Raw genomic sequence first — 12,287 nt, 5'->3', positions numbered from 1 at the left:
TGATTCCATTTGTGATCTTTAGCTTCAATAAATAAATCATTATTGACTTTTACTGGAAGTTCACTTTCCGTTTGCTCATCATTTAAGATAACTTAAACTTTATTAAATGTTTCCTTACATTCAACAACTTTTATATAATTGTTACATCAAAGTAGGGCATCTTAACACAAAAAATTTGAGAATTAATTATTAAAATTCAATACTATTTATGAAAAATACACTAACCAAATGGAGTCATTGATTTTATGACAACATAAAAAAAAATTTATTTTAATTATTTGTAAATATACAATGTTATACACAACAAAATAAACTATCCTAATTTGTTACTAAGATAGTTTATAAATGATTGTTTTATTATTGTTGTGGCCAAATAAAGCGACCTTTCGCATCAGGATCTTCACTAATGAATTTTTTAAGCACATCTGATTGGTAAAGTTGTTTCACCTCTTGAGCCCATTTGCTGTTCAAATTTTCTTTTTTTACTACGACCATTAATTCTAGATTAGGTGTTAACTTCTCTTGCACTAAAACATTATCCGCCGGAACTTTACTTAACCATGCTACGCCACCTGGCATTATCGCATAATCAACTTCTCCAAGAGTTCTAGGAATTAATTCTGATAATATGGATTTAAATTTCAAATTATATTTATTGTCAGCAATGTCATTTAAATCTAATGTCCCTGATTTACTTTCAGGTTTTAACGTAATCCAATTTAAACTTTGCAAGAATAATAATGATCTTGCCTTATTTGAAGGATCATTTGGAATGACAATTGTTTGGTCATTAGCTATTTCATCAATGGAATGATGTCGTTGAGAAAAAAGCGCAGCAGAAATAGAAGGAATATGAACTAAAGAAACAAGATCACTTTTAGTTTCTTTATTATATACATCAAGATAAGCTTGATGTTGTGCAGCATTAAGATCAATACTTCCTTCGACTAAAGCAGTATTTGAGTCTCTAAGAGAGCTGAAATTTACCAATTTAACTTTATAACCCTTTTGTTCTAAAGCTGGCTTAACAACTTTTTCCATCATGATATTATGCATACTAGGAGGTAAACCAACTACGATCTCTTTTTTGTCTTGCTGACTTTCTTTGGCTGATTCTGACTTATTGTCACAACCAATTAAAGCAAACCCCAACAACATAATCAGGTAAATATATTTTTTCATTATCACTCCCTATCAAGACAAATTAGTCTATCAAGTAAATAAACTAATTTTAATATTAAGTTATAACATTATAAATGTTGTTAAAATATTGGGATAATATTAAAAAATTATATCTATATTCTAATTGGAAATATCAGATTTATTTCCTCAACCACCCTTTTACCACACCAGCACCTGCATCAATTAAAATATTCATTCCTTGTTTTTGAACTAAAATGTATTGATATGCACGGCATTTAGTTTTTTTTGATAAGCATTTCGCTGGATTCTTTCACATTCTGCAATATCAATATTTGCCAGTAAATCAAAATTAACATTCAAATAACCATCACTAATTGCTGTAACTAAAATATTTCCTAGTTCTTTTCTTTGAAAATTCGTTATTCATAGTTAGTAACCTTTAATTTTTAGCAAATATATAGTCGACGTCATACAAAAAACAACGAATTCTAGCTCTAATACCTATCTTTTTCTCTAATTAATAAATCAACTTGATGTAGATATACCTTCATGACCTCTTGATTACGAAAAACTTTTTTTCTTAATTTGTCTTCAAAATAGATCGGTCTTCCATAACCGATATCACTTGTTAAATAAGTGATGTGTATATTATCATCTTTGGGTTTCAACAATTTGGGGGGTAACTGTTTTAAACAAATTGAAAATTCAGAAAAAGCTTCATTTTCAATCTTATGGTTTTCTGAAGTATAAATTGTAATACTTGGTATTTAATTCTATCCATTATCAACTTAACTGAATTTATTAACCTAACCAGATAAGTACTATCATCTTTTAACGCGTAGCAATATTATTAAAAGATTATATATTTTATGCTAATGGATAATTTCGATATCCTCATCGAAATCGTTAATAGACAAATTAGTTTAGGGTAAGATTTCTATTTATAAATAGGCATAGGACCGGATGTTAATAATTTTAGTTTGGCATTAAACATTATTTTTTATACTAAAGTATCTCGTTAATGAAAATGGTCGCTTCACCAATAATGTTGGAAATAAATACCTTAGCGATCTTTTCGGTTTATCAAATAACTCTAATGTCCAACCACCTTCGATCAGAAAATCAAAAGAAAGCTTATTTTCTGAAAGAATCACTAAATCACTAAAAAAATCTGTATAATACATTTGATATATTTTCGCTTTATCAATTATTCGATTTTGTTGTAAATCAAATAAATAAATAGCTAAAATTTCTTCAAATGGACAATCAAAAGTAACAAATAACAAAATATAATTGTCATCCACTAATAGAGCAGCCTCTAAGCAAGTTCCATCAACATGCACCTTACTTTCATGGCCATCAATGATGATTGTATTGTTATAAATTTGTATATTGGTTAATTTTTTAATCATAACGTATTCACATTTATTAGCTTCTAACTAATGTTAGCTCACCATTTATACAAAATAAAGCTGATAATAAAGCTAAATATATATTTAATCTTTCAATTTAGTAATAATAAAAATGAAATAATTTGCTTTATATTATTTTTATGTATGCATCATTATAATTAACTAATTCATTATACTGATATTAATAAGGATTATTTCTGATTTAGTAACGTGCAACATATCTCAACTTTAAGTTTTATTTGCACAAGTATTTAATAATCTGTTTTGTATAGTTCATTAACACATAATTTTTAAAAAGGTAAATAAAATTGGCTAAAGGAAATACTTCACTGTTAAAAAGACAATTAGATATTACCGAAATAGTTAGAAAGCAAGGTGAAGTTAAAGTTGATGAATTATCTGAATTATTAATGTATCTGATGTAATTATACGACAAGATTTAAATTATTTAGAACAACAAGGTTATCTTAAACGATCCTTTGGTGGGGCCATATATTTACAACCTAAAGATAGTTTTGATAAATCTCATCAAAAATCAAACTATGAAGCCAAAAACTTTTTCTCTGATATTAGTTTTATTATGCGATGTTTATCATTCATAAATGATGGAGATACGGTATGTCTGTTAAATGGTAAAATAACCAGAAAACTCATACCAAATTTATATAATAAAAAAATCTCACTTTGATCGTAAATGATTTAAGCTTCGCTATGTTATCAAAAGATTATATTCAGGGTGAAATCGTGTTAATTGGTGCAGTATTTAATCAAAAATATGCTAATTCTGATAAAAATGATGTGCAAACTCAATTCGAAACAGACAAATCAATCTATCTAAACCTAATTAAAACGATTCAATCGTCAAATCTTAGCTTATCAAACTTAAAAAATGATAAGTAAAATTACTTTCATTTTTAAAGATAAATAATGTTATGATTAATTTGTAAAAATGAAAGATAAAAAATAAGGATGTTTACATGGAAACAAACATGACGCAATTTGATATTAAAATTCATCTTCCCAGAATGCAGCAAATTGTATTTACCGATCTTAATCAACAACTACATGACATATTAAATATTTATCAATACTGTATAGATAACAATGCCCATTGGTACCCAGATCGAAGTACAGCCAAAGGTAAGCCCAAAGCTTTAATTTATAGTCCTGAAGGATTTACCGAATATGGATTAAAAAAACTATCGCGAGCTTGTAAACAAATCGAAACAAGAGACAGTGTTTTATTTTTTTTTGCCGATAGTCAAAAATTATCTAATTGTAATCTGATGTCCTATTCCGGATACAAAGCTATCGAAGGTTTTCAGGCGGGTGAATCTTCCGTTAGTTTCTATTTTAATTTACCTGAAAGTAAACAAATTATTGATAAAATGGCATCGTTTATAACTGGATTAGCGCAAAAATTTAGCCATAACTTTATTACAATGAATAGTAGAGAAATTCCTAGTTCAATTTATATTTTTCCTCCACGCATAAACTTATCTTTAATGGCTTACATACCTAGTCCACTACAACATAAGGATTATCCAGAAGTTTATCAATTAATACCAATTATAAAAGAGAATACCCATGTTGGTACTGTCATTGTTTTATTCGATCATTTTCCTAATAGACAAAATATTAATGATATTAAAACTATGTATAGTGTGGAATTGAAATTGCGAGAAGCAGATCTTTTACCAATGAAACACGATTTATAATCTATGACATTAATATAAAAATTTGAGAATTAAAATGGTTAAAATTATAAACAATAAATCTACTTTGTTAGATGCAACTAAAATTCTAGTTAATACTGCGGCAATTATTGCTGTAATAAAATATGATCCTGATCTCAACCCTTCACGCAGTGATATTGAAGCGAGGAAAGCGATCGAAGACGGACAGAAAACAATTAATAGCAACTCAAGATTAACGGTAGAACAAAAAGCTAAAATAACTCAAGACTTTGCTGAAAAATTAGCCGAAGAAATACTTTTAAACAGAACAATTTATCATGTTGATGAAAATAGTTATATCAATGAATTAATTACCAATATGCAACGTGAACATATTTCATTACCTAATGAAAAATCAGCGCAATTATTTCAGCGATTATTGGCTGCTTATCATTATTTAGTCGATTTAAAATTTACTGAAATTAAAATCATTGAAACTTATTTATACGCCTATGCTTCTGATCCAACTTTTAAAGATAACCCTATTATTAAAGCGTGGATTGAAAAAACGGATCAATCAGCCCAACAACAATTTCAAGATATGATTTATGTAGCTCGTAAATTCAATTTTATTAAAAATTATCTTAACCAATAATAAAATATATAAAACAAAGCCCTTCTTTATAAGGGCTTTTATGAGTCTTGAATAAAAAACAATTAATCAATATCGCAAAAAACGATATCTTAATTATCAGAATCGATAAGAAAAACTGGCTTTAAAGTTACGTGCCATACCATAAGTATTTTCACCAAGATAGAGTCTGTAATCCTTGTTAAATAAATTATCTACAGATAGTTTAACTTCTGCTTTTGGTAAAAAGGTTGGTTGCCAACTAGCAAATAAGTTATGTAATGAATACCCTGATGAAGGTCCTAATGAATAAGCACCAAGATCAGGTAAACCATCATGATTTCTATCTTCATGCCCGGTTCGATCCTGTTTTCTGACAAATTGAGCATTCCATCCGGCTCTTATATTCCATTCTGGTATTTTAAATCCGGCAGTTAACGTGGCTGTACGAGGAGCAATAGTCGCTACATAGGTTTTGTTATGCATCCAAGGTGCTTGAGGTGCGGTATCTCGTTCCCCTTTCTGTATAGAATATGTCGCACTTGAAAACCAATATTTACTATCATAATATGCTTCAAGTTCAAAGCCTTTCACAATTAATTTACCCGGAAGATTTCGATAATTAGATTGGCCTAAAGGACATGAATTATTGGGCCCACAAATCGATCCATTAAAGCCACGAGTAACAAATATTTCATTAGTGACACGTTGCCTAAATAGCGTACTACGAACCTGTATTTTATCGTTTTCCAATATTAAATTATTAAAATCTAAAATATTACCAATTCGAATTGATAAATCGCGTTCTTTATCTAAATTACGGCGTCGCAGTAATCTTACCACTTCCGCCATTTTTAGGCGTAAATTGCACTTCATAAGTTTGATCTATGGTTGGCGCTTGCCATGCGTAACTGATGTCACCAAAAAAGCCAATATTATTGGTTGCTTGCCAATAAGTACCAAATCGTGGCGTCCAACCACTATATGTCACCGGAGAATAATCATGTCCAAAACGTGGATCAGGATCATTATAAGCGGAGGCATAATTTTTTGTGCCATGATTTCTTACATAATCATATCGTAGGCTAGGCGTTAAAACAAAATTGCTAACAGAAATTTCATCTTGTACATAAAAACTGTAAGTTTGCTGTTTACCAGATGGCATATATGCTGGTTGAAAATAACCCTGATGATAGTTTGGTTTTTTTTCATAACCCTTATAATACATTAATGTATTACGATCATGTAAATGAGCTTGTGAGCCAATTTTTAATGCATTCTTCACATCACCAATATTAATTAAACTTACATTTTCCAATTCAATCGTTTTATCGGTATAACTGACCCAACTTTCATTACCCATGGTTCCTAACGAAGAAACCGGATTATATTTAGCTGGACGCTTATCATGTTGTTTAGTTTTAGAGTATGTAGTATGTAGTGTTAAATCAATGAGCGGATTATAAATTGGTTGGTAATTCCATTTAAATTGGGCTGAATCATCTGTTTGGTATCTTTTTACCAATTTCCTTAACCATGCAGCTTTATAACCATATTTTTTTATCTGTGCTGCTGTAGGAGGAGTCATTTTTTCGACATATTTTGCCGCCCACGGTTGCCAAGAATCACGTTTAGAGTGAATACCAGATAACGTAAAAGTGTGCTCTTCATTAGGTCTAATATTCAACTTACTCATGTAGCTATCCATATCATCCTCAGAAAAAACAAACCTTGATCCATCTGGCCGTTTAAAATTACCGCTATTTCGTTTGGTATAGTATACTAAACCATCAAAAAAATTATTCTTAGTACGACCATAGACAGGCCTGTTTCCATATTTTGATGATTATTGGAATGAAAACTATATTTAAGCAATCCTCCCACATATTTATCTGGATCAAGTAAATCAATGGCATCTTTAGTTTCCATTTTAACCACACCACCAAATCCACCATTGCCAAATTTGACATCATGTGGACCTTTATTAACTTCAACTTGTTTCAATAATTCTGGTTCCACAAAAACCGAACCTTGTTGATATTTTTGGAAACCTTTTTGAGCACCGTCAACAATTATTTTGACATCTTCAACTTTACCAAATCCCCAAATATTTAATGTTTGTCCTCCCGGCCTTACCGAACCAGCAGAACTTACACCAGGTAAGGTATTAAGTAATTCGGCGACATTATCTGCTTGCTTTTGTTCAATTAAACCAGAAGAAAGTGTAGAACGACCAGCAATCACACTATTGATTTTTTTTAATTCATCTTGCGATGACGAACGAGCAATAACTGTCATGACATCATCAATATCTTCATTAACTGTTTTGCTTTTATTATTTTTTTGTTGTTCTGTTATATTGTTAGACAATTTATTCTCTTCAGGCTGTGGTGCAGCTTGAAGAGAAAAACTCATAAAGAGCATTATGGTACTCACCTTCTTATAATTCATATTTCATTCCTTCATAAAATGCATTTTTAAATTAAATTAACCACACAAATAATAATGATAATGATTATCATTACCATGTGAGAGAGATGGCAAGTATATTGGGTTTAACAAAAAATAAACAGCAAAATATAAAATTTATTTAATTTCCAATATTATTTTTAATAAAAAAAGCCATCATGATAGATGGCTTTATTTTTCGTTAAATAAAAGGAACGATTAATATCGATTAACTGATCCAAATAATTTCATTCGTTCTGTTATTTTTTCTGCTACCGGACTTAATCCATGATTAATCACTTTACGAGGGTCATTAATGTCATGATCTTTTTGTTCAGCAAATAATTTTCCAACAGCAACACACCACGTATACATATTTTCGGTATTAACATTAATTTTTGCTGTCCCTAAAGAAATCGCATGTAACATATCTTCATCACAAATTCCTGTTCCACCATGAAGCACTAATGGTATTTTTATTAAATTAGAAATATGCTGCATTTCATTAAATCCTAATTTAGCTTTTCCTTTATATAGACCGTGAGTAGAACCCAATGCTGCAGCTAAACAATCAACATTAGTTTCTTTTACCATGGTTAAACATTGATGTGGATCTGCATAAATTACTTGAGAATTAACTATTCCATCTTCACTTCCTGCAATAGTCCCTAATTCAGCTTCTACCGAAACTCCTCTTTTGTGCGCGTAATCTACTATACGTTTGGTAATTTCGAGATTTTCTTCAAATGGTAAATGCGAACCATCAAACATTACTGAACTGAATCCTGCATTAATTGCGGCAAAACAAGATTCATAACTTTGACCATGATCCAAATGTAAAGCAATAGGTACATCAATATCTAAATAATCCATTGCATTTTTGACAATAGCATGGATAGTATTAAAGCCCAACATATGCTTTATTGTACCGCCTGATACACCAAGAATTGCTGGCGATCGATTCTCTTTTGCTGTTTTTAAAACTGTAGCAACCCATTCCAAATTATTGATATTAAATTGTCCTACAGCATAATGTTCATGATAAGCATTATTTAACATATCTTTCATTGAAACTAACATAATCTACCTCTTAATCCTTTATTTATTAATTAGTTATTTAAAATATTCAGTCAAATTTCTTTCAAATCTACGTTGCGCTTTATTGACTTCAGATAAATTAGGCATTGCTTTACGAACACCTTTACGTTCAATCGAAATTGCTGCGGTTAAACTTGCAAATGAAATAATCTCTTCAATGTTCCAACCATAACTTACCCCATAGGAAAATGCCCCATGAAATATGTCTCCAGCACCTGTCGTATCAATTGATTGACAAAGAAAGCTTGGGCTAACTTTAACTTTTTTATCTTCCATATAAGCACATCCCTTTTCGCCTAATGTTATAAAAGCCGAACCTCTAGCTATTGATGTTAGTTTTTTCAATGCACTTTCTAATGACTTTTTATTTGTAAATTCATCTAAATGGGCATAAGCAAGTGCAAAATTTTCACTTGCAACTAGATAATCCGTATATTTGGCTAAATAGAGATTACTATCTCGTAACGATCCAGCATCCATGACAACTTTGACATTAGGTAATTGTTTAATGACATATTCACTTAATTCTGGTTCATGACCATCGATGAGAATAACTAAATCACGCTTATTTTCTTGTAAATATCGAATAAACTGATTCAATTTATTTTTTTCGGTAGTCGTTATTGATGGTGGAGTATTTAATTTTCGCGTAATAATAGTTCGCGAGCCATTTTCTTTATTGACGGTAATAGCAGCAAGTGGCGTAATCATCTCATCTGAAAAAATAATTTGGTCAGTTTTCACGCCAATTTGTTTAAATTCAGAGACAATTTTGTTACCGTATATATCATCATGCAAATGTCCTAAGTGGTAAATATCTTCTCCCCATAGCCCCAATAAATAAGCCGCATTTGCACAAGGGCCACCACCGCTTTCAATAAAATCATAAGCAAATGATTTACTGTTCTCTTTTGGATAACTAGTTGTAAAATAGAACTGATCATAACAAGCTAGTCCAATTGTCAGTATTGCCATAATTAATCCTTAATTATTCATTTAACTATAAAAATTGTTTTTACTAAGATTCATTAATTGCAAATAATGAGTAACTCATGGTTGAGAATAAAATTACTCGACCATGAAGTCGCAAATTATGATTGGTCTATATTTCTTGAATCACCAACAACTTTGATAGATTTAAAGAAGAATGGCACACAAAGAACAATGATTAAAATTAAACAGATAAAATAGATAGCAGTTTGACCGAAAATATTAAATAGTTTACCAATGATGATCCCCCAAACTGCAAAATCAAAATCAGCAAAAGTTGAGTTTTGGAAACCTAAATCGCCTAATGTAGGTAATAATAATGCTGGCAAGAACGCTAATAATATTCCACCAATAAAAGATGCGATAATACAACCTCGTTTGCCACCTAATTTATCCGCAAATACACCTGAGGTACCGCCACAGAAGAAATGAGGCACCATACCTGGAATAATTAATGCCATCCCCATTCCACCTAAAATAAACATACCAATTAATCCACCGATAAATGAACAAATAAAACCAACGACAACAGCGGTAGGACTAAAGGTAAAAAATACAGCACAATCGACTGCCGGTATTGAATTAGGAATAAGTTTTTGACTTATACCTTGGAAGGCTGGAACAAGATCACCTAGAATTAATCTAACACCGTTATAAACAATAGCCACACCAACCGCAAATTGTAAACCACTCAGAATGGAAAAGATGATTGGGCTTTGTTCGGTAATAGTAGCCATATATTCACTTCCGGCAACTAAGCTACAAAAAATATATATGATTACCATTACGATACCAGTTGTTACAGTTGTATCTCGTAAAAACCCCCATTTTTCAGATATTTCGGTATCGGCAAAGGAATTATTTTTATCCCCGACTCTTTTAGCAATAAACGCAGATAAATAATAACCAATCGAACCAAAATGCCCCATGGCAATCCCGCCATCATCTGTAACTTGCTTTGTGTAATTTTGACCAATTGCAGGTGAAATCGCTGACCATGAACCTAATAAAAAACCACCAATAATAATGAGTTCCCAACCATCAAATTTAGCCGCGCGTAGAACAGCTGAAAATAAACAGGCAAGAAAGAATGAATGGTGACCAGTTAAAAATATATATTTATATTTAGTAAACCGAGCAATAATTAAATTTATAATAAAGCCCAGCAACAAAATACTCATGGTTTCAACACCTAAAACTTTTTGTGCTACCGATACTATTGCTTCATTATTAGGAATAACACCACGAATACCAAATCCAGCTTCAATAATGCTACCCAATGGATTTAAGTTGCTAATAATTACACCAGCACCAGCACTTAACATTAAGTAACCTAAAATTGGTTTTAAAGTTCCTGTCAAAAGTTTATTTAATGGAGAACGCAAACAAACTAATCCTACAAAAGCAATAATTCCCATTAAAAAAGCTGGTTGACTAAAAATCTCCGTTAAAAATGAAAGTAACAATTGCATAAGAATATCTCCTTTGAAAAAACATCAAATTTCAGCTAATTGCTGTAATTTTTCACTAATGTCTTCCTCAATTTGCTTTTTATTGACATAACTACGAATAATGACAACTTTTGATTGATCAGAAAATTGTTTAGCTAAATCTTTAATGGTCACATATAGATCTGCTTTTTCACCTTCGGCATTAGCAAAATCTATTGACGCCACATCAGCCTTGATATTCAAAGTAGCACAGATATTCTTTACGTGATTAGCCGCCATTAATGAACTACCAATACCATTTCCACATACTGTCCGAATTTTTAACATTGCTAATCTCCTTTTTTCGATTTTTGCCTAACATTGAGTTTTTACTAAAAAACTAAAATATAAATTTCTTACAAATTTCTTATTTATTAAGCTATTTGCTGATTTTTATATTAAATAATGAAAATTTACCGATTCGTGATACATATCACACTGTTTGATACGGCGAGTGATTCAAGTCACAAAATAATAATAAAATCGAAGCTAAAATAAGTTACTGAAAGGACAATATAAAAAATTAACATCATGATTATTTTGAATAAAATAAAAATTCATTTAAACTAATAGAAAAGTGATAATTTGAATTATTCAATGTTAAAACGCTTATTTTTGTGATCTAGTTCAAAAAAGACACCATCAAAAGCACAAAAAAACAGCGATTTTTATATAAAATACAAATAGCTGGATCGTAAATAGAAATGACAAATAAATTTTTACTTAATATTTAAAGTTAAAAAAATTAAAAAGAACGAAAAAAGCGCCATTAAGGCGCTTATAAGTTATCGAATCAATCATTAAAACATCGTATTATTATTTTCTGCCTGCTCTGGTACATTTTGGATCACATCCCAATGTTCCACTATTTTTCCATCTTTAACTCGGAATATATCAACTACCGCTTTACCAAGATCATCATTATTGATTTTAGAATGGACATGTAACCATACAATATCGCCTTCTACTGATGAACGAATTATAGTAGCACTTGACTGCGGATTTTGCTTAAAGAAGCCTTCGAAATACGTAATCGCAGGTGTTCTACCATTAGCGACATAGGGATTATGTTGTTTATAATCTTCAGCCAACGTTTTAGTTGCCTCAGCCACTTGATGCTTATTAAAGAAGTTATTATAAAAATTGATAACCAGTGTACGATTTTCTTCCTCTTGAACGAGATTTCTTTGCTTTAGATCTTTTGCAACGGCAATACCAGTAAAACTCAACAAACAAATACCAATAACAAAGCTTTTTTTAATTATATTCATACCAACTCCAATTTCTATTTTAATTTAGATAAACTCTATCTATAATGCGTTATTAGTCTATAATGTAGACTGCTTGAATGGTAACAATAAAAACCAAATAAAACAATAAGTAACATAAACATGACTAG

Annotated in this window: 14 protein-coding genes; 4 read left to right on the top strand and 10 right to left on the bottom strand. The window is 30.6% G+C overall.

Going from position 1 to position 12,287, the window contains the following annotated elements; translation table 11 throughout:
• Positions 1–357: 357 nt before the first annotated feature.
• Positions 358–1,182, bottom strand: a complete 825-nt coding sequence (locus tag B6C99_RS05525) for a MetQ/NlpA family ABC transporter substrate-binding protein (protein WP_086358920.1) — start codon at positions 1,180–1,182, stop codon at positions 358–360.
• A gap of 947 nt (positions 1,183–2,129) precedes the next feature.
• Positions 2,130–2,555, bottom strand: coding sequence for a hypothetical protein (locus tag B6C99_RS05515; RefSeq protein ID WP_086358919.1), 426 nt, complete (start codon positions 2,553–2,555; stop codon positions 2,130–2,132).
• Between the two features lie 403 nt (positions 2,556–2,958).
• On the opposite strand from B6C99_RS05515, the gene B6C99_RS13650 reads away from it, so the two are divergent.
• The 4 genes from B6C99_RS13650 to B6C99_RS05495 all read left to right on the top strand — a co-directional run bounded on the left by B6C99_RS13650 (position 2,959) and on the right by B6C99_RS05495 (position 4,886).
• Positions 2,959–3,243 carry a DeoR family transcriptional regulator gene (locus B6C99_RS13650; protein WP_086358953.1) on the top strand — a complete coding sequence of 95 codons (285 nt, stop codon included), beginning with the start codon at positions 2,959–2,961 and terminating at the stop codon, positions 3,241–3,243.
• Between the two features lie 23 nt (positions 3,244–3,266).
• Entirely contained in the window at positions 3,267–3,455 is a 189-nt protein-coding gene (locus tag B6C99_RS05505) for a hypothetical protein (protein ID WP_086358918.1), read from the top strand.
• A 77-nt stretch (positions 3,456–3,532) separates the two neighbouring features.
• Entirely contained in the window at positions 3,533–4,273 is a 741-nt protein-coding gene (locus tag B6C99_RS05500; RefSeq protein WP_086358917.1) for an Imm52 family immunity protein, read from the top strand.
• 34 nt (positions 4,274–4,307) lie between these two features.
• Positions 4,308–4,886 (top strand): hypothetical protein, encoded by a 579-nt coding sequence (locus B6C99_RS05495; protein WP_086358916.1) that lies wholly within the window; start codon positions 4,308–4,310, stop codon positions 4,884–4,886.
• Positions 4,887–4,982: 96 nt separating this feature from the next.
• Here B6C99_RS05495 and B6C99_RS05490 read toward each other — a convergent pair whose 3' ends face one another.
• From B6C99_RS05490 to B6C99_RS05455, 8 genes are all read right to left on the bottom strand, one after another.
• Entirely contained in the window at positions 4,983–5,738 is a 756-nt protein-coding gene (locus B6C99_RS05490) for a TonB-dependent receptor domain-containing protein (protein ID WP_086358915.1), read from the bottom strand.
• Positions 5,680–6,558 (bottom strand): TonB-dependent receptor domain-containing protein, encoded by an 879-nt coding sequence (locus tag B6C99_RS05485; protein ID WP_158092441.1) that lies wholly within the window; start codon positions 6,556–6,558, stop codon positions 5,680–5,682. The genes B6C99_RS05490 and B6C99_RS05485 overlap by 59 nt, the downstream gene beginning before the upstream one ends.
• A gap of 86 nt (positions 6,559–6,644) precedes the next feature.
• The gene (locus tag B6C99_RS05480) at positions 6,645–7,313 is read right to left on the bottom strand and encodes a TonB-dependent receptor plug domain-containing protein (RefSeq protein WP_086358913.1); all 669 of its coding nucleotides are present in this window, start codon (positions 7,311–7,313) and stop codon (positions 6,645–6,647) included.
• Positions 7,314–7,529: 216 nt separating this feature from the next.
• Complete coding sequence (fba, locus tag B6C99_RS05475) at positions 7,530–8,390, bottom strand: class II fructose-1,6-bisphosphate aldolase (protein WP_086358912.1); 861 nt, start codon at positions 8,388–8,390, stop codon at positions 7,530–7,532.
• A 33-nt stretch (positions 8,391–8,423) separates the two neighbouring features.
• Positions 8,424–9,383, bottom strand: a complete 960-nt coding sequence (locus B6C99_RS05470; RefSeq protein WP_086358911.1) for a carbohydrate kinase family protein — start codon at positions 9,381–9,383, stop codon at positions 8,424–8,426.
• A 116-nt stretch (positions 9,384–9,499) separates the two neighbouring features.
• Positions 9,500–10,870 carry a PTS ascorbate transporter subunit IIC gene (locus tag B6C99_RS05465; RefSeq protein WP_086358910.1) on the bottom strand — a complete coding sequence of 457 codons (1,371 nt, stop codon included), beginning with the start codon at positions 10,868–10,870 and terminating at the stop codon, positions 9,500–9,502.
• A gap of 24 nt (positions 10,871–10,894) precedes the next feature.
• Positions 10,895–11,176 (bottom strand): PTS sugar transporter subunit IIB, encoded by a 282-nt coding sequence (locus B6C99_RS05460; protein WP_086358909.1) that lies wholly within the window; start codon positions 11,174–11,176, stop codon positions 10,895–10,897.
• A gap of 512 nt (positions 11,177–11,688) precedes the next feature.
• The gene (locus B6C99_RS05455; RefSeq protein ID WP_086358908.1) at positions 11,689–12,159 is read right to left on the bottom strand and encodes an ester cyclase; all 471 of its coding nucleotides are present in this window, start codon (positions 12,157–12,159) and stop codon (positions 11,689–11,691) included.
• Between the last annotated feature and the right edge of the window lie 128 nt (positions 12,160–12,287).

It is taken from the genome of Gilliamella sp. N-G2 (assembly GCF_002142215.1).
In the GTDB taxonomy this organism is placed as follows: Bacteria; Pseudomonadota; Gammaproteobacteria; order Enterobacterales; family Orbaceae; genus Gilliamella.
Note: the sequence above shows the minus strand (reverse complement) of the source record. Positions and strands in the feature narration are given on the sequence as shown.